14 protein-coding genes are annotated in these 18466 nt (G+C 61.9%); 9 read left to right on the forward strand and 5 right to left on the reverse strand.

The features are described 5' to 3' along the window. Positions 1-97: 97 nt before the first annotated feature. The 3 genes from atzF to H7C19_RS21805 all read left to right on the forward strand — a co-directional run bounded on the left by atzF (position 98) and on the right by H7C19_RS21805 (position 2984). Positions 98-1915, forward strand: coding sequence for an allophanate hydrolase (gene atzF, locus H7C19_RS21795; protein ID WP_185671184.1), 1818 nt, complete (start codon positions 98-100; stop codon positions 1913-1915). Between the two features lie 171 nt (positions 1916-2086). Next, the gene (locus tag H7C19_RS21800) at positions 2087-2506 is read left to right on the forward strand and encodes a hypothetical protein (RefSeq protein WP_185671185.1); all 420 of its coding nucleotides are present in this window, start codon (positions 2087-2089) and stop codon (positions 2504-2506) included. A gap of 73 nt (positions 2507-2579) precedes the next feature. Further along, positions 2580-2984 (forward strand): MerR family transcriptional regulator, encoded by a 405-nt coding sequence (locus H7C19_RS21805; RefSeq protein ID WP_185671186.1) that lies wholly within the window; start codon positions 2580-2582, stop codon positions 2982-2984. Positions 2985-3027: 43 nt separating this feature from the next. Here the strand turns inward: H7C19_RS21805 and H7C19_RS21810 are convergent, their stop codons facing one another. Further along, a complete protein-coding gene (locus tag H7C19_RS21810) occupies positions 3028-3984 on the reverse strand; it encodes an NAD(P)-dependent oxidoreductase (protein ID WP_185671187.1) in 957 nt (318 codons plus the stop codon). Between the two features lie 79 nt (positions 3985-4063). Beyond that, entirely contained in the window at positions 4064-4987 is a 924-nt protein-coding gene (locus tag H7C19_RS21815; protein WP_281384925.1) for an NAD(P)-dependent oxidoreductase, read from the reverse strand. A 773-nt stretch (positions 4988-5760) separates the two neighbouring features. Between H7C19_RS21815 and glmS the strand changes: the two genes are divergently transcribed. From glmS to H7C19_RS21845, 6 genes are read left to right on the forward strand one after another with little or no spacing between them, the layout of a single operon-like run. After that, positions 5761-7590: a glutamine--fructose-6-phosphate transaminase (isomerizing) gene (gene glmS / locus H7C19_RS21820; protein WP_185671189.1), complete on the forward strand. Its 1830-nt coding sequence runs from the start codon at positions 5761-5763 to the stop codon at positions 7588-7590. A 13-nt stretch (positions 7591-7603) separates the two neighbouring features. After that, positions 7604-9991, forward strand: coding sequence for a glycoside hydrolase family 5 protein (locus H7C19_RS21825; RefSeq protein WP_185671190.1), 2388 nt, complete (start codon positions 7604-7606; stop codon positions 9989-9991). A 3-nt stretch (positions 9992-9994) separates the two neighbouring features. Next, a complete protein-coding gene (locus tag H7C19_RS21830; protein ID WP_185671191.1) occupies positions 9995-11176 on the forward strand; it encodes a HEAT repeat domain-containing protein in 1182 nt (393 codons plus the stop codon). Between the two features lie 16 nt (positions 11177-11192). After that, complete coding sequence (locus tag H7C19_RS21835; RefSeq protein WP_185671227.1) at positions 11193-12617, forward strand: glycosyltransferase family 2 protein; 1425 nt, start codon at positions 11193-11195, stop codon at positions 12615-12617. A 56-nt stretch (positions 12618-12673) separates the two neighbouring features. Beyond that, on the forward strand, positions 12674-13483 hold the full coding sequence (locus H7C19_RS35520) for a response regulator transcription factor (RefSeq protein WP_185671192.1): 810 nt from the start codon (positions 12674-12676) through the stop codon (positions 13481-13483). A 43-nt stretch (positions 13484-13526) separates the two neighbouring features. Then, complete coding sequence (locus H7C19_RS21845; protein ID WP_185671193.1) at positions 13527-14894, forward strand: nucleotide sugar dehydrogenase; 1368 nt, start codon at positions 13527-13529, stop codon at positions 14892-14894. A 96-nt stretch (positions 14895-14990) separates the two neighbouring features. Here H7C19_RS21845 and H7C19_RS21850 read toward each other — a convergent pair whose 3' ends face one another. The 3 genes from H7C19_RS21850 to H7C19_RS21860 form a co-directional block, all read right to left on the reverse strand. Then, the gene (locus H7C19_RS21850; protein ID WP_185671194.1) at positions 14991-15971 is read right to left on the reverse strand and encodes an iron-hydroxamate ABC transporter substrate-binding protein; all 981 of its coding nucleotides are present in this window, start codon (positions 15969-15971) and stop codon (positions 14991-14993) included. A gap of 478 nt (positions 15972-16449) precedes the next feature. Then, complete coding sequence (locus tag H7C19_RS21855; protein WP_185671195.1) at positions 16450-17433, reverse strand: hypothetical protein; 984 nt, start codon at positions 17431-17433, stop codon at positions 16450-16452. Between the two features lie 64 nt (positions 17434-17497). Then, a complete protein-coding gene (locus tag H7C19_RS21860; RefSeq protein ID WP_313731918.1) occupies positions 17498-18436 on the reverse strand; it encodes an AraC family transcriptional regulator in 939 nt (312 codons plus the stop codon). Positions 18437-18466: the final 30 nt, after the last annotated feature.

Here is an 18466-nt window from a genome sequence, read left to right on the forward strand (position 1 = left end):
ACCCGCGCTAGACGGCAGGCAGGATGGCAAGCGGGCTAGTTGGCGAAATGGAAAGGCGATGAGATTCAGGCAGCCGAGATGAAGGAGGAACATGATCATGACCCCAGATAAACTCGAAATTCCTCGCGAGCTAACGATCGGCTGGCTAGCGGAGGCCTATGCGGCCAAAGCGCTGACGCCTGCCGAGGTCGTGCGGGAGATCGTGCGCCGCGCCGAGGCGGACGCGGAGATGAACGTCTGGATCGCTCCGCCGGAGATCGGCCGTATTCAGCCGTATCTCGACCGGCTGGCGGAGCTGGATCCCGCGGATGCGCCGCTGTGGGGCATCCCGTTCGCGATCAAGGACAACATCGACCTGGCCGGAGTGCCGACGACGGCGGCTTGCGCCGAGTACGCGTATACGCCCGAGGCGAGCGCTGCCGTCGTGGAGCGTCTCGTCGCGGCCGGCGCGATCCCGCTCGGCAAGACGAATCTCGACCAGTTCGCCACCGGACTCGTCGGCACGCGCAGCCCCTACGGCGAGACGCATAACGCGCTGCGCCCCGAGCTTATCAGCGGCGGCTCCAGCTCCGGCTCCGCCGCGGCGGTGGCGCGAGGCCACGCGGCCTTCTCGCTCGGCACCGACACGGCCGGCTCCGGCCGGGTGCCGGCGGCGCTGCACGGGCTCGTCGGCTTCAAGCCGTCGCTAGGCGCCTGGCCGGTGCGAGGCGTCGTGCCCGCCTGCGAGAGTCTCGACTGCGTGACCGTCTTCGCCCATAGCTTGTCTGACGCGCTCGCGGCGGACGGCGCGGCGCGCGGCGCGGACGAGCGCGATCCCTGGTCGCGGGCGATCCCCGCGCCGATGCCGGCTTTGCCGGCCAAGCTGCTCCTGCCGAAGGAGACGCCGGCCTTCTACGGCCCCTTCGCGGACGCGTATCGGTCCGCGTGGTTGCGCGCGGCGGAACAGGCGGAGTCGGCCGGCCTGCCGGTCGAATACGCGGATTGGACGCTGTTCGCGGAAGCGGCGTCCGTCCTGTACGAAGGTCCGTGGGTGGCGGAGCGTTGGGCGGGACTCGGCGAATTCGTCGAAGCGAATCCGGGCGTTTCCTTCCCCGTGACCGAGCGGATCCTGCGCTCCGGCTCCGGCGAGCGGTACGACGCGGCGTCGGCGTTCCGCGCGATGCACAAGCTGCAGCGCTTCAAGCGCGAGGCGCGCGGGTTGCTGCAGGACGCCGTACTCGTCATGCCGACCTGCGGCGGGACTTGGACGCGCGACGAGGTTCGCGCCGATCCGATCGGCGCGAACCGCGACATGGGACGCTATACCAATCACTGCAACCTGCTCGACCTGAGCGCGGTGGCGATCCCGGCCGGCGAAGCGGCGCCCCGCACGCCGTTCGGCATCACGCTGTTCGCGCTCGCGGACAGCGAGGGGCTGCTCTGCGGCGCGGCCGAGGCGCTAGGCGCAGCTAAGCAGACGACGGCGCTAGCCGAGGGCGGACGCTCCGCCGCAGCCGGGGCCGACGCGCTGACGATCGCCGCGCCGCGCGCCGGCACGACGTTCGTCGCCGTCTGCGGCCTGCACATGCGCGGCTTGCCGCTGGAGCGGCAGATGCGCGACAGCGGCGCGCGCTTCATCCGCGAGACGGAGACCGCGCCGAAGTACCGTCTCGTGCGGCTGCCGACGGCGCCGGCCAAGCCGGGCTTGCTGAAGCAGGCCAGCGGCGGCGCGGCCATCCGGCTCGAGGTGTGGGAGATGCCGCTCGAGCGGTTCGGCGGCTTCGCCGCCGCCATTCCGGCGCCGCTCGGCATCGGCAAGGTCGAGCTCGCCGACGGCATGGAGGTGCCCGGTTTCGTCTGCGAAGGCTATGCCGAAGCGGGCGCGGAAGACGTCACCGCGTACGGAGGGTGGCGGAGTCTGTTGACGCAAGCGTAACGCCGATAACGGGATGGATCAGATCGCTTGCTGATCCGTCCCGTTTTGTTACCTACGGCCCTTGAACGCGTTGGAAGAGATAGAGAGGGATGGCAGGATATCCTTAGGGAATCTGGAAATAGAAGAGAGGCGGGAGAGCGGTCAAGACAAGCCGGACCGGGGGAACTAAGGATGAGATACGCCATCAAGCTGCAGATCGTAAGCGCCGGGTTCGCCTTTGCGCTGTTTGCGGCACTCGAACTGATGATGAACGTTTATCGCATCGGCAGATGGACCGGCTGGGAGATCGATACGGTCAACCGGACGCTGCTCTGGATTTATATCGGCGGATTTTTCCTCTCGTCTTTTCTGTTTCCGCTAATCTTGCTTCGCTGGCTGGAGGGAAGGTGGGCCAATTTCTGGTCGCTGCTGCTGTGGATGCCTTATTTCCTGCTGTTTGCCTATACGTTTGCCGAAGGATTTCCCATCACCGATCCGGGCGAATATCCGAATCCGATCGCAGGATTAATCGCCATAGGGGCTTTCGTCTTGTACCCGATCTACCTAGGCTTGTTGAATCTGGCCGCGAATGCGGTCCGGACCTTCTCCTAACCTTTACATGATGTTACACTGTAGGGAATCATGGCATTCTTTTCTTGCTGCGAAAAGGAAGGAGGGCGATCGCATGAAGATCAGCGAGCTGTCCAAGATTACCGGCGTCAGTGCGCGATCGATCCGGCATTACGAGAAGAAGAAATTGATCGCTCCGACCCGCCTGGAGAACGACTACCGGGAATTCAACGAGGCCGCGATTGAACGGATCAAGTCGATCAAGATCTATTTGGGCTTGGGCCTCACGACGGAAGAGATCGGGGAATTGCTGAGCTGTCACGATCCGGAGCCGGAACCGGATATGGACGAATATTGCGACGAGATGCTCGAGGTCTACGAGCAGAAGTGGGCGGAGCTGAACGGTCAGATCAAGACATTGGCTTCCGTGCAGCATCGGCTGGAGTCGCAGATCAATGAGATGAAGACTCTGCGGGATCGACAGAATGCCGATCAAGCCAAAGAAGTCCGTTCCGATTAACGCGAACGGACTTCCTTTCTGTTCAGTTTGGGCTGCGGCTCCGTTACGGCGTCTTGAAGGCCGGCTGCCGGAGCAGCTCGGCCAATCTGGACAGGCCGTCAGATCCGTAACCTTCGGCCACGCCGCGCCGGATGAGCGCCTGAATCGGGGCGATCAGGTCGAGGCCGACGCCTTGGCCCCGGCTGGCTTCGATCAGGTTGACGAACCCGACATGGTTGATATCCAAGCTGGAGATATCTGTCGCGTGGTTTCCGGTGTCGATCGCTTGAGCGAGGTGAGGCAGGCTGGTCATCATGGCGTTCAGCCAAGGGATGATCAGCGAGGTGAAATCTGCCGCCTTGACTCTCTCAGATGCGACCATGGCGGCGGCATGGAAGAAGCCGCCGAACATGCCGTACATCGCGCTAAGCAAGGCCAGGTCATAGAGGGGCGCGAGGCCGGCATCGGCGCCGAGGTACATCGCGGTACCGAGGGACTCCCACACGCGCTGATGCTTCTCGAAGGCGCGTTCCGATCCGCTATACAGCAGCAGCGCTTCAGGGCGCGAGATCATCGGAGGGATCGCCATGATACCCCCGTCCAGGTAGTCGGCGCCGAGCGCGGCAGCCCATTCCGCCGTTTGACGGCCCTGCTCCGGCGTTCCGTTGGTGAGGTTCGCCAACGTTCGGCCGGACAGCGCTTCGCCGATAGGGTCCAGAATGTCGTGCATGACCGCATAGTCGGATACGCAGATGACGATCAGAGGACTGGCCGCAACCGCTTCGGCGATCGTAGCTGCGGGGATGGCCCCTTGTTTGGCGAGCTCATCGGCTTTCCCGGCCGAGCGGTTCCAGACCGTCGTCGGGTGGCCTTGCTTCAGGAACGCGGCGGCCAAGGCCGCGCCCATCTTGCCTAGACCGATGACGGTCACGGGGGAGCCGGCCTTGCCCGGATTGGCGACGATATCGTTAACGTGGTCCGGACTTCCATGAGCCGTCTGGTTTGGATGCTCGAATCCCATTCTGTAGCACGCTCCTTCGCTCGATTAGATGATGATTCATCATTGGACGAAATAAGGATAATCAGGTCTCCGCGAGACGTTAGACTGACGGTTGCCGAATCTCTTCAACCAGCCTGGAGAAGCCTTCCGTGCCGTGTCCGGCGTCGATCGCCCGCTGCGCGATCGCCTTGGCGGCGGTGAGCACGCTGGTGTCGAGGCCGTGATGCCGGGCGGCATGGAGGATGTGCGTCATGCCCGCGGCGGCCGAGAGCAGATTGGAGCTGTCGCCCGGATACCGGCCGGCATCGACTTGGTCCGCGATTGACGTCATGATGGCGGGAAGGATGCGGACGATGCCCTGGGCATGAACGGCGAGTTCCCTTGCCGGGATATTCTCGGTCCGGGCCAGCGCCAGCGCGTGAACGTAACCGCTCATCGACGTCCAGAACAGATCCAGCAGCGCCACGTCGAAGGCGGCCGCCCGTCCGGGATCGTCGCCCAGATGCGAGACGGCTCCGCCGATGCTCGCGAGCGCGGGCCGGACGGCCTCGAAGGCGTCGGACGATCCGCTGTAGAGGACGGAGGCGGCCGGCGTCCCGATCGTCGGGGTCGGCGTCATGATCGCCCCGTCGACGTAATCGATGCCGTGTTCGGCCGCCCATGCGGCGGTCCCGCGCGCACGCGCCGGCGAGTCGGCGGTGAGGTTCACGAGCGTACGTCCCTTCAAGGCGGCGGCCACGGGCTCGAGAATCGCGTGCACGGCGTCATCGTTCAGCACGCAGACGATGACGAGCGGACTCGCGGCGACCGCGTCGGCGATCCGGTCCGCGCGATACGCCCCCTGCGCGGCGAGATCGTCGGCTTTGCCGGGCGAGCGGTTCCACACGGTCGTCGGATGGCCGGCGCGCAGGAACGCGCCGGCCAGCGCTCGGCCCATCGGGCCTAAGCCGACGATCGTTACCGGCGTGCGTGTCCCGACCGACGCGATAGACGGCGAGGGCGATTGTTGGTTTTGGTTGTGCAATGGATATCCCTCCTTCGTAGTTTCGAATCCCATTCTAAAGTTTGACACTAATGTTAAGGTCAACAGATAAATCTCCCCAAAAAACGATCGCGACCCGGAATGGGGCGCGATCGAGCCGAGGACCGAAACTACAACCTGTATCGGTTCAGGCCGAAACGAACGAAGTTCATGCCGCGCGAACCGGCTGGCCCAGCTTCGTCCATGCATCCGATTTGGAGTTGTTTTCAGCCGTATCCACCGCACATCCGCGCTGTCCCCCTCGCCGTCCGAATGGGAAAAAGAGCATCGTATAGCCCCCAAAATGAGAAACCGTCTTACCGGGGGCCGCGCTCTCTTTTGCATCTCGGCAGGAACAATTTGGCCGCCTACCCCCTTAAGTTAAAGACCTCGTGCGAATACGCGCGAACCCCGCGCTTGAAACCTGCCAATTCCTTCCCCGCCCTGAATCTTAAAATTTAGATGATAAACTTTTAATCTCGTTATCATCGTTCTCATGTGTCCAACTGGATCGGGTTGGCAGACGGTTATCCCGCTCGGCGCCTGGTTTTCCGCGCCTTTGCGTTCCCTGCGTTTGACGATACGTTTTGTTGCCCCCTCGACGGCTTCCGCAAGGTTGCATTAAAAATTTCGTACACGTCCTTAATGAATTCTAAAGTATCCGACGGCAGGCAGGTTTATAGTACTTGAAGTGAGCATGGCAGGGCGCGTTAGCACTACGAACCATATCAAAACGAACCATAAAAAGAGATCGATAGGCGTAGGAGGGAATCCATATGTGCGGCATTATGGGATACATCGGCGGCAAGCCGTCCCAGCACATTCTGTTGAACGGTCTGAAAAAGCTGGAATATCGCGGATACGATTCCGCGGGCATTGCCGTCTGCACGGAGCAGGGACTGAAGGTCGTCAAATCGCAAGGACGCATTCTGGAATTGGAGAATCGGCTGCAGGACGAGGAACTGGCCGGCACGATCGGCATCGGGCATACCCGTTGGGCGACGCACGGCAGACCGTCCGACCTCAATTCGCATCCCCACACGGACAATGACATGAAATTCTCCGTCGTCCATAACGGCATCATAGAGAATTATCTGGAGCTGAAGGAGGAGCTGAGCGGGCAAGGCGCGCAATTCGTCTCCGAGACGGATACCGAAGTCGTCTCGCATCTGATCGCGGCGCACTACGACGGCGATATCGTCAAGGCCGTGCAAGCGGCGACCAAGCGGATGCGCGGCGCCTATGCGCTCGCCGTACTGTCCGCGCACGAGCCGGACAAGCTGGTTGCCGTAAGGCTGCATAGCCCGCTCATCATCGGAATCGGGGAAGGGGAACACTTCGTCGGCTCCGATATCCCCGCGATACTGGAGCATACGCGCGACGTCTACATTCTCGACGACGGCGAGATGGCCGTGCTCGCCCGGGAAGGCGTAGAGCTGATGACGATCGAAGGCAATCTGATCGCGAAGACGCCGCTGAGGGTGAACTGGGATCTGGCCGTTGCCGAGAAGGACGGCTATGCGCACTTCATGTTAAAAGAAATTCACGAGCAGCCCGCGGCTTATCGGCGCGCGCTGGCGGGCCGGCTGCTGACCGGTTATCCATGGGTGTACCTGCCCGAGCTGCAGCTGACCGCGGAGCGGCTCCGGCAATTCCGCTCCGTTCATATCGTCGCCTGCGGAACAGCCTATCATGCCGGTCTCGTCGGCCAGACGGCGATCGAACGTTGGGCGCGCTTGCCCGTCTTGACGGATGTCGCCTCCGAATACCGATACCGCCAGCCGCTCATCACGCCGGAGACGCTCGTCATCGTCGTCAGCCAATCCGGCGAGACGGCCGACACGCTCGCCGCGATGCGGGAAGCGCGGCGCCAAGGCGCCCATGTGCTGGCGATCACGAACGTCGTCGGCAGCACGGCGGCGCGGGAAGCCGACGACGTGCTGTTCACGTGCGCCGGGCCGGAGATCTCCGTCGCTTCGACGAAGGCGTACACCACGCAGTTGCTCGTGCTATATCTCTTCGCGCTGCATATGGCTTGCGCCAGAGGGACGCTTCCGGCCGAGGAGATCGGCCCGATCGTCGAGGCGCTGGGGCGGCTGCCGGAACAAGCGGCAGCGCTGCTGGAAAGGGCCGATGACGTGGCCGATTATGCGCAATCGATCGCCTGGCAGGAGCACTTGTTCTTCATCGGGCGCGGCGCGGACTACGCGGTAGCCATGGAAGGCTCGCTCAAGCTGAAGGAGATCTCCTATATCCACTCCGAAGCCTACGCGGCCGGCGAGTTGAAGCACGGCACGCTGGCGCTGATCGAAGAGGGCACGCCGGTCGTCGCCCTCGCGACGCAGCCGGAGCTTTATGAGAAGACCGTTAGCAACATCAAGGAAGTGATCGCGCGAGGCGCGCAGGTGCTCGGCATCGCGGCTGCCGGACAGCCGGATCTATCCGTGCACGCGCACCGGACGCTGACAATACCGGACACGCATCCGATGCTGGCGCCGGCGCTGGCCGTCATTCCGCTGCAGCTCCTCGCTTATTACGCTTCCGTTACGCTCGGTCACGACGTGGACAAGCCGCGCAATCTGGCCAAGAGCGTAACGGTCGAATAGAGGTGGATGCAGCATGGATTATCCTGGAACCGAAAGATCGAAACGCGTCTGGTGGCGAGGCTGGAAGGGCGTCCTGTGCGGCGTCGTCGTCCTCGCGGCCGTCGCCGCGGGCGGGCTGTTCGCCCGCGATCACTACGCCGCGGCCGGCGTCGAGATGGAAGTCGCGAGCGACGGCACGCAGCTGAAGTTCAAGACCGAAGGCGAATCGATGGCGATCTACAAGGACGGGAAGTGGCAGCCCTTGTTCGTCCAAGGCGTCAACCTCGGAGCGACGCTGCCCGGGCATTTCCCCGGCGAGCTGCCGCTCTCGCGCAAAGACTATCTGCGCTGGTTCGGCGAGATCAAGGAGATGGGCGCGAACGTCATCCGGATCTATACGATTCACAAGCCGGTCTTCTACGACGCGCTCGTCGAGTTCAACCGCAAGCACGGAGACGATCCGCTGTTCTTCGTGCAAGGCGTATGGTCGCCCGAGGAGCAGCTGATCGAGAAGCGCGACGCTTACTTGCCGGAGATCCGGGACGCCTTCAAGACGGAGATCAACCGCGCGGTCAAAGCGGTGTACGGCGATTTGACGCTGCCGGAGACGAAGGGCTCGGCTTCGGGCAAGTACAAGACGAACGCCGGTCCGTACCTGCTCGCCTGGAGCATCGGGACGGAGTGGGACCCGGAGATGGTCGCCAATACGAACAAGCAGCACAAGGATAAAGCCCAATATGCGGGCGCGCACTTCGCGACGGCGGCGAAGGCGACGCCGTTCGAAGCGTGGCTCGCGGAGATGGTCGACCATGCGGCCGAGACCGAGCGGACTTACGGCTGGCAGCATCCGATGTCGTTCACCAACTGGGTGACGACCGACGTGCTGAACCATCCGTCGGAGCCGCTCTTCACCGAGGATATGGTCAGCGTCGACGCGACGCACGTGAAGCCGGTGGATTGGAAAGCGGGCTACCTCGCGACCTACCACGTGTATCCTTATTATCCGGATTTCTTCCGGTATGAGGATGCTTCCGGCGTAAAGACGGCGGCTGCGCAGAACAAATCCGCGAGCGCCGGCGGAGCCAAGACGGCCGGGAAGCCGGGCTCTGACGCCAAGGACAAGGGCAAGACCGCCACGAGCGGGGGATCGTCGTCGGCATCTCCGAAGAAGACCGACGAAGATACTTACGAGATCTATCTGAAGCGGCTCAAGGCCTATCACAAAGGCATGCCGATCATGATCACCGAGTACGGCGTGCCGTCTTCGGCAGGCATCTCGCATCAGGCGCCTCTGGGACGCTCCCAAGGGGGGCACAACGAACAGGCCCAGGGCGAGATCGACGCCGATCTGACGCGCATCATCCATGACGAGGGCTACGCGGGGGCCATCCTGTTCATGTGGCAGGACGAATGGTTCAAGAAGACGTGGAACACGGTCCCGATGGAGCTACCGGAGGACCGCAGGGCTTACTGGCTTAACGTGCTGACGAACGAAAAGCAGTTCGGCGTTCTCGGCATGTATTCGGGCTTGGAGGGTCGGCTGCGCATCGACGGCGACCCGAAGGATTGGAGCAAGCTGAAGAAAAGCGAGAAGACGAAGCTCGCGGCCGACGTCCCCGGCATCCGGGAGATGTGGGCGGCTCATGACGAAGCCTACGTCTACCTGAGCGTCAAGCTGGATCACGACTTCGATCCCGCCAAGGAGCAGCTCTTCATCGGCTCCGACTCGCTGCCGGGCGGCAACAAGCACGGCGAGGAGCTGTACGGCCGGACGCTGGACGAAGGGCTGGAGACGCTCATCTCGATCGGCGCGGACGACGAGTCGGAAGTGAAGATCGCCGCCAACTACGACTTGGAGAAGCGGCTTTACGGCTACGTGTACGGCATGATCGACATGTCCGCGAAGGAGATCAAGGACGATTCGGGCCTGTTCAATCCTTGGAAGCTGCCCGTGAGCCTGAAGATGGAGCCGCCGGATACGAAGTACGCGCATGCGTTCGAGGACACGGACGCGGGCCGGCTGCCGCGAGGCACGAACGATCCGGCGGATCCGGCTTATGACTCGCTGGCGATGTGGCAGTACAAGGGCGACTTCATCGAGATGCGGATTCCGTGGATGCTCCTGGGACTGGCGGATCCGAGCTCGCATCAGGCGATCAGCTACGAGATGCCGGACAAGGCGTTCAAGCTGACGAAGACCGACGGCATCCGGTTCCTGCCCTGGATCTTGGACAAGGCGACGCACGAAGTCCGCGGCCTCGGAGAGGCATCCGGGTCGGGCGCCTATCCGCTCAGCCAGCTGCAGCCCTACACTTGGTCCGCTTGGGATACGGTGAACTTCGCCGAGCGGCTTAAGCCTAGCTACTACGCGATGCAAGAGATCTACAAGACGATCGGAGAACAACCGAAGACGGGAGGCTAATCCGTGTTATTGAGTCAACAAGCTGCCATCTATCTCATCTATGTCATGATCGCCGTCATCGCGATCGGCCTCGGCATCCTGGTCGGCATGAAGCTCGTTCAGACGTACAGGCGCCGCGCCGAAGCGCGCGCGCTCGCCAAGCATGACGACTGGTTCACGTACGTGCTCGCCAACCTCGAAGGAGTCGAACCGCTCAGCCCGCCGCCCGACATTCGCGGCGCGGGAGAGCGCCGGGCCGTGCGCGACCGTCTCCTGCCCTGGATCGAACAGATGCGGGGCGCCCAACAGGAGAAGCTCGTCCGCCTTTGCGACGAGATGGGCTGGACGGCGCGGGAGCGGAGACGGCTGGATAGCCCCTTCCTGAGCGTCCGGCTGGACGCGGCCTATCGGCTGGGGTGCATGCGGGACGCGGAAGCTGTCCCGGCGCTCATGAAGCTGCTATCCGGCATGAAGTCCGGCACGCTGTCGTTCATCGTCGCCCGCGCGGTCGCGAAGTGCGCCCGCCGTCCGGGCGAGCTGCGGGATATGGCTGCGTTCATACTGTCCCGGCAGAATGAAGCGTACCTGCTCGTCGCCGACATCCTGACGGAATCCAGCCTGGACGAGGCGAACGTCGTGAAGACGTTCCTGCAATCCGGCGAGACGAGCCTCGTCAAGCTGGCGCTGGCGGTACTGAAGACGCACACGCGGCCGGAGATCGCGATGGCGCTGTCGCATCTGGTCGACGCCGAAGACAAGGTCGTCCGTACCCAAGCGGCGGGCCTCATCGTACGCGGCAGCGGCAAGCTCACGCTGGAGCAGATCCGCAAGCTCATGGCGCACCGCGACGGAGACATCCGCGCGGCGGTCGCGAGCAGCCTCGGCGCGCTCGGCATGAAGGACAGCGTCGTTCTGCTGCAGGCCGCGCTGGCCGATGCCGATTGGAAGGTCCGCTACAATAGCGGCAAGGCGCTCGCGCAGCTCGGCGAAGAAGGGTTCACCGCGCTCTGCGAAGCGGCCCGGGGACCGGAAGCCGAACATCCCGCGAGTATCGCCCGGCTCGTCATCCGCGAAGCGATGGGGAGCGGGGAAGCGTCGGCGCCCGGGATCGAAGGGATGGCTGAACGCAATATGCGGCAGTTCGTCTATGAAGACTACTTCGGACGCGCCCGCGGTCGCGAACGCGAGCTGCGGAGCGACGGATAAGGAGAGATCGCGCTTGCTGAGAGACCTGTTGTATAGCTATGGCATGGTCGCGACGTATTACGTCGCGGCCGTCAGTCTCATTTATTTTTCCATCTTGTTTTTCTCGTACCGGGGCATGTACGGCATGCTGAAAGGCGAAGTCTACTCGCGCTTCCGGTCGTTGTCCGGCTCTTCGTACGTGCCGCCGGTATCCTTGCTGGTCCCGGCTTACAATGAAGAGCTGACCATCATCGACAACGTGAAGTCGCTGCTGACGCTGAACTACCACACCTATGAAGTGATCGTCGTCAACGACGGCTCGAACGACCGGACGGTGGAGTTGCTGATCGAAGCTTTCCAGCTGACGCCGCACGAGAATGAGACCATGACCTATGCGATCGACTGCACCGAGGTCAAAGGAATTTATCACAACCCGGCATATCCGCGCCTGTACGTCATCGACAAGGACAATGGCGGCAAGGCCGATTCGCTGAATGCCGGCATCAACTTTTCCCACTATCCGCTCATCTGCTCGATCGACGCCGACTCGCTGCTGGAGAAGGACGCGCTGATCCGGATGGCGCGGGTCTACATGGAGGATCCCGGACGCATCGTGGCGGTCGGGGGCAACGTTCGGATCGCGAACGGCTGCACGATCGAGGACGGCGTCGTCAAGGACGTGCGCCTGCCGCGCAAACTATGGCCGATGTTCCAGACGCTGGAGTACCTGAAGGCGTTCCTCGGCGGGCGGATCGGCTGGAGCCATATCAACGGCCTGATTATCGTCTCCGGCGCGTTCGGCATGTTCCGCAAGGATTATGTCGTTAAAGTCGGCGGCTACCGGGACGGCTATCCGGGCGAGGACATGAACATCATCATCAAGCTGCACCGCTATATGCTGGACAACAAGCTGCCTTACAAGATCGCCTACAGTCCGGACGCGGTCTGCTGGACGCAGGCGCCGGATTCGTACCGCATTCTGAGCAGCCAGCGCAAGCGCTGGGGACGCGGCAACCTGAAGAATATGCTGGAGAATCGCGATATGATCTTCCGGCCCAAGTACAAGCTGTTCGGCTTGCTGACCATGCCGTACAACGTCATCTTCGAGACGCTGAATCCGTACGTGAAGATCACCGGGCTCTTTGCGCTCATCGGCTACGTGGCGATGGACATGACGCAGTGGCGGGTGCTCCTCATCTACGGATTGATCAACTTCCTAACAGGCTATCTGCTGGCCGTAGGCTCCCTCGTGCTTGAAGAGATCGGCTATCGCCGGTATCCCCGCATGCGCGATCTGTTCAAGATGATCGGCTTCTCCGCGCTGATGTTCCTCGGCTACTATCAGCTCGGCGTCCTCTGGAGGCTGCAAGGTCATGTCGAGTACCTGCGGAAGAACAATACGTGGGGCGTCATGACGCGGCAGAGCTGGAACGAGGACTCGGCGGCCAAGACGAGCGCTTAGGCGCGATCATTCTGCACGCTTAACCATTTAATTGTAGATCAAAGGAGGCGACTGCGGTGAGCAAGCCGTTAGAGGCAAGCAAGTGGCACGAGAAAATGTATCAAGCCTACGTGGAGCAGTACTGGCTGGCGGAGGAGAACGAGCGGACGGACTGCGGCATCATCCTCATCCGCGTCGATCGGGCATGGGCCGAGACGCTGGAAGCGGTCCGGGCGATCGTCGAGCCGGAGGACGGCATCGCCGTGCGCGAATTCGCGGAGGCGGACCGGCATCAGGCCGCCTTCCTCCTGTTCGGGGCGAGCTGGAACCGGGCGCACTACGCGGCGCTGCGGATCAAGCGGCTGCTCGCCAAGATGGCGGACGGCGCTTACAGCATCCTGCTGGCGAGCGCCGCGGATCAGGCGGAACGCAATCCGAAGTTCTTCGAGGCGCTGACGGATCTGTTCGAGCAGGCGCCGCCAGACCCGAACCTCATCCTCTTCCATGAGCTGTATCAATCGAACGAGACGCAGTCGGTGCTGCTCGTGGACAGCGACGAGGAAGTGCGCCGGTATCTGCAGCTGCGGCTGCAGATGAAGGGCTACCGGGTGCTGGCGGCCGGAGACGGCAAGCAGGGGTTGGACCTGTTCCGTCAGGAGCAGCCGGATATGGTGATCACCGACTTGAACCTGTCCGGCATCGACGGGTTCCACTTCCTCATCCGCATGCACCGGGAGGACCCGGACGCGAAGAGCAAGATCGTCGTCTTCACGGACAACCGCGAGGAGGATACGATCAGCCGCTGCTTCAAGCTCGGCGTCGCGGACTATATCACGCGGCCGTTCTCCCCGGTAGAGCTGGAAGCGCGGATCGAACGGCTGCTTTGAATGATGCTCCAACAAACGATACCGACCCAAAGGGGGATTATTCATGAATGCGAATTATACGCGCCTAAGACGGGCGATCGAACGGAAGGGCGCCAAGCTGGGCGTCGTTGGATTGGGGTACGTCGGGCTTCCGCTGGCGGTCGAGATGGTTCGCCAAGGCTTCGAGGTTCACGGGATCGATCTGGACGGGCGCAAGGTGGCGCAGCTGCAGGCGGGCATCTCCTACGTGCAGGACGTCTCGAACGAGAAGCTGTGGGAGGCGGTGGAGGGCGGCCGGTTCCGTCCGACGACGGACTTCGCCGTAATGGCGGAGCTGGACGCCGTCTCGATCTGCGTGCCGACGCCGCTCAGCGCCAACCAGGACCCGGATACGTCGCACATCGTGCACGTGGTAGGGCAAATTAAGCTGCATATGAAGAAAGGCGGGCTCATCGTCCTCGAGAGCACGACCTATCCCGGCACGACGGAGGAGCTCATCGAGCGCGAGCTGGAGCGGGAAGGCTGGAAGGTCGGGCACGATTACTTCCTCTGCTTCTCGCCGGAGCGGGTGGACCCGTCCAACGAACAATACGCCACCTACAATACGCCGAAGGTGCTGGGCGGCACGACGCCGGAGTGCGCGAAGCTGGGCAGCCTGCTGTACGAGAACATCGTGCAGACCGTCGTGCCCGTCTCCTCGCCGAAGGTGGCCGAGATGTCGAAGCTGCTGGAGAATACGTTCCGCAGCGTCAATATCGCGTTCATCAACGAGATGGCCATGATGTGCGAGCGAATGTCCATCGACATCTGGGAAGTCATAAAGGCGGCCAGCACGAAGCCGTTCGGGTTCATGCCGTTCTACCCGGGTCCGGGCATCGGGGGCCACTGCATCCCGCTCGACCCGATGTACCTGTCGTGGAAGGCGAAGGGCTACCGGTTCTACAGCAGCTTCATCGAGCTGGCGCAGTCGGTGAACACGAACATGCCGTACTACGTCGTGAACAAGACGTCGCATATCCTGAACCAGTCGTCCAAGTCGCTGCGTGGCTCGCGCATCCTCATTCTGGGCATGGCGTACAAGCCGAACGTCGACGACCTGCGCGAATCGCCCGGCCTCGAGGTGTACGAACTGTTCAAGGAAGGCGGCGCCGCCGTCGACTACTACGATCCGCTCGCGGCTTCGTTCCGGGACGCGGAGGGGGAGACGGTCTATTCGGTGCCATACGAGCCGAATCGCTTCCGCGGCTACGACTGCTTCGTGCTCGTCACGCATCATGACGCGTTCAAGTACGAAGAGCTGGTCGGGCTCGGCGTGCCGATCCTGGACACGCGCAACGCGATGAAGGCGTTCGACCTGCCGCACATCCACAAGATCGGCGCGCCGGTCGAGCAGAAGCGCTACGAAGTGGCGGCCGCCTCCTCGATGGGATGAATGGCCGTAATGCAAGCAAAAAGGCTGTCCCGAGGGGACAGCCTTTTTTGCTTGCGTGCTCGGCGAACCGCGATTCATGCCGGACGGGACTTGCGATTACTGGCCGAGAAAATGCTGCTTGAAAAATTCAAGCTGATACTCCAAGCTCAACGGATCGTTGAAGTAGAAAGACTTGGCGTCGGCTTCGTAGACGTGGTTATTCTGGACCGCGGGAAGGTTCTTGTACGTCGAGGTGTTCTGGAAAGAATTGTCCTCGTCCGCGTTTTTGCTGAAGATGATGTAGTCGCCGGTGTAGTCCTTGAGCACTTCCGTCGACAAGGCGAAGTAGCCGTCGGTGCGGGTCGCTTCCTTCACCTTCTCGGGCATGGCGAACCCGAACGGGCCATAGAGGAGCTCGGTGCCGCGGCCGAAGTTTTCTCCGTAGACATAGAGCTGCTTGTTGAACGTCTCGATGACCGACACGGTCGCATTCGCGCCGATCTTCGCCTTGATTTCTTCGCCGGCTTTTTCCGTCCGCGCTTTGAAGCCGTCGGCCCAAGCTTGCGCTTCCTTTTCCTTGTTGAGCAGCTTGCCGACTTCTACCTGCAGCTTTAAATAATCGAGTTTGCCGTAAGTATACGTGACCGTCGGCGCGATTTGCTTGAGCTTGTCGATATTCTTAATGTCGGAGAGCCCGACGATGAGATCCGGATTCAGCTCGATGATCTTCTCGAGGCTTTCGTCCGACACCGCCTCGACGTCTTTGAGCTTCTCTTCGAATCTCGGGTTGGTCTTGGACATCTCGTCCACCCCGACGACGGGGACGCCGAGCGCCATGACATTCCCCGTCAAGAACCGGGTCAGCACGACGACGCGCTGCGGGTGCGTCGGCACCTCGACCGGTCCGTTCTCGGATTGGTAGGTGAACGTGGCGGCTTCCGGTGCAGCCGAAGACGACGAAGAAGGCGAAGATGAAGGCGAAGCGGACGGGGACGGGGACGGGTTGCCGCCCTTGTCGGCGTCGTTGGCGGCGTTGCCGCCGCAAGCGCTCAGCAGAAGAACAAGTGACAGGACAAGCGGGATGAACCCTTTTTTCATTCGATTTCTCTCTCCCTTTTCCATGACGATGCACGCTAGGAATGCGTGCGAATGAGATTCACAATGCCTCGATAACGAAAATGATAATCATTATCAATCGCAATGTATTGAATTATATCGTCAGGCTGCGGGGGCTGTCAATAGCTAGCAAGGGAGCTAGGCTAACAAGGGAGCTAGCAAGGAAGGATTGATCGAAAAATGGAATTTCCAGGTATGATCATCTGGATGAATTAGATGGATTGGACGGAAGCTAGCCGGCGAAATGATCGAAAGAGGCTGTCTCAAACCACGGCGAATGTGCGGAAATTATTTACCTACATGGGCGGTCGGCGAGCTGAAGCGGCGATTATCCATATTGGACGTGACCTTTGTGAAAACGCACCAAGGGACTGTCCCTCCAGGCCCAATCGGCCTGCTGAGACAGTCCCTTGACGGGCGGCTGGCGAGATGGAGGAGAAAGTGAGTCGTAGAAAGAGTCCTAGACTCCTCCTTCTTTCTCCGCACCGTCGCCAGCGTCCTTACCGCCGATGTCCTTGCCCTCGTCCGCCTCGAGCGCCATCCACCGCGCCAGGTCGTGCACGGCGATGCCGCCGAAAGCGGGATCGTCCGTATAGCGGGCCGCGATGCGATCCGCCACCTGCCGGAAGCGGCCCGCGCCCTCTTCATGGAAGGTGAGCGAGCTGGCTTCGTCGGGCGCCACGTTGAGGCCGATGAACACTTGCTTGTCGGACTTCCGGGCCGCCTCGGCCGCCTGCATCATGGGCTTCACGAGGGAGAGCACGCCGTTGCTGCCCTCGGCGCGGTTGCGATAGGACATCAGCGCCACGGAGTCGGCCGTGTCCAGCATCCACGCATCGAGCGTCCGTTCGTCGTCGGGAAGCTTGACTTTGTCCAGCCAGAACGGCAGGTCGACGCCCGCATGCAGTCCATGCGCATGCGCAAAGTCCTTGTACGCGGCCATCATCTCTCGCCAGCCGGCGACGACGGACGCTTCGTCGGTCTCCCACTTGGGCAGCAAGTATGGCTCGACGTCCAGATGGATGCCCGTGAACCGGGAAGCTTCGGGAACCGAAGCGTTGTAATCGGCCACGCGATCCAGGAAGGCGCGAAGCCCTTGCATGCGATCCGGCAGCGCCCATTCACGTTCGCCTCCTAGGGCGTGCACCTGGATCTTCGCTTCGCGCGCTTCGGCGATGAAGGCGCGGTACTTCTCCGGCATGCCGGGCTTGGCCAGCTCCGCATCCGCGTGCACGTAGACGGTACTGACGCGGTGCTCGCGCAGGAACGGGATGATGGCGCCGGTACGTTCGGCGAGCAGGGCGTCCAGGTCCCACACCCATGTGACGCGGTGCTCCGGGGCTTTCTTCTCAGGACCGAAGAGAGGGATTATGGCGATCGCCAATCCGACGACGGCGGTGACGGCGACCGCGAGCAATGCATATGGTTTTGGGATCTTTCGCATTATCGTTTTCATTCTTCTATTGAATCATACCTGCTGGGCGAACCCCAAGAAAATGAGGCAATTCTTATTTTCCGGACGGGTTTGGCATGATTTGGGCCTGTCCCGGCATCGCGGTCTTGCGCAGGGCTGACGGAGAGACGTTCTTGTAGGTCTTGAACAAGCGGCTGAAGTAGTAAATGTCGTTGAATCCGTTGGCCGTGGCGATCTCGGCGATCGTCTTTTCCGTGTGCCGCAGTTCGTATTCGGATTTGTTGATGCGCACGAAGTTGATGTATTCGGTGACGGAGCGGTTCGTCAGCTCCTTGAACACGCGGCTGAAGTGGAACCGGCTCATCCGGGCGATGGCGGCCAGGCGGTCGACGGTCAGGCGCTCGGCGTAGTGCTCCTCCACGTGCCGGAACACGGGATCGAGCCGCTCCAGCTGCCGAATCCGCGAGGAATAGTCGGCCGGGGAGAAGTGGGCGGCGACGTGCTTGCGCAGCAAGACGGTCAGCAGCCGGTACAGCCAGGACTTCACGGCGAGCTCGAACCCGAACTCGCGGTTCTTGAACTCCTCGATGAGCGAGACGAGGCACTCGCGCGCGGCCGTCTCGTCCCGGCCGATCTTGTTCGCGAAGCGGATGCGGTTCTGGGTGATCGGCGTAATATATTTGGCTTCAACCGTGTCTACGGTATGGCTATGCAGAAGTGCGGGATCGACGATCAGCGCATAATAGAACAAATCGTCCGACAAGCTGATGCCGTGATGCAGATCGGTGCCGTTGATCACGATGAGGTCTCCGGCGGCGACGTCGTAGCTGTCCGAATTGCAGGAGAACCGCGCCTCTCCTTCCACGATATACAGGAACTCTATGTGCTCGTGCCAATGGTGCGGGAACGTGGTGATGCCCGACTGCGCGAAGCGGCAATGATGCAGCTTCAGCGGGAAGAACGGGTCGGGCATATCCATCGGTTCCCGGAGGGCGGGCAGCTTCTCCATACGGTTCACCTCATCATCGCACAATTTTACAAAACATTAGCAAGGTCGTTCATG

The sequence above is a fragment of the Cohnella nanjingensis genome (assembly GCF_014212125.1).
Taxonomy (GTDB): Bacteria; Bacillota; Bacilli; order Paenibacillales; family Paenibacillaceae; genus Cohnella; species Cohnella nanjingensis.

Coding starts and splice junctions, on each gene's coding strand:
- atzF (WP_185671184.1), top strand. CDS start 98: ATGACCCCAGATAAACTCGAAATTCCTCGCGAGCTAACGATCGGCTGG.
- H7C19_RS21800 (WP_185671185.1), top strand. CDS start 2,087: ATGAGATACGCCATCAAGCTGCAGATCGTAAGCGCCGGGTTCGCCTTT.
- H7C19_RS21805 (WP_185671186.1), top strand. CDS start 2,580: ATGAAGATCAGCGAGCTGTCCAAGATTACCGGCGTCAGTGCGCGATCG.
- H7C19_RS21810 (WP_185671187.1), bottom strand. CDS start 3,984: ATGGGATTCGAGCATCCAAACCAGACGGCTCATGGAAGTCCGGACCAC.
- glmS (WP_185671189.1), top strand. CDS start 5,761: ATGTGCGGCATTATGGGATACATCGGCGGCAAGCCGTCCCAGCACATT.
- H7C19_RS21825 (WP_185671190.1), top strand. CDS start 7,604: ATGGATTATCCTGGAACCGAAAGATCGAAACGCGTCTGGTGGCGAGGC.
- H7C19_RS21845 (WP_185671193.1), top strand. CDS start 13,527: ATGAATGCGAATTATACGCGCCTAAGACGGGCGATCGAACGGAAGGGC.
- H7C19_RS21850 (WP_185671194.1), bottom strand. CDS start 15,971: ATGAAAAAAGGGTTCATCCCGCTTGTCCTGTCACTTGTTCTTCTGCTG.
- H7C19_RS21855 (WP_185671195.1), bottom strand. CDS start 17,433: ATGCGAAAGATCCCAAAACCATATGCATTGCTCGCGGTCGCCGTCACC.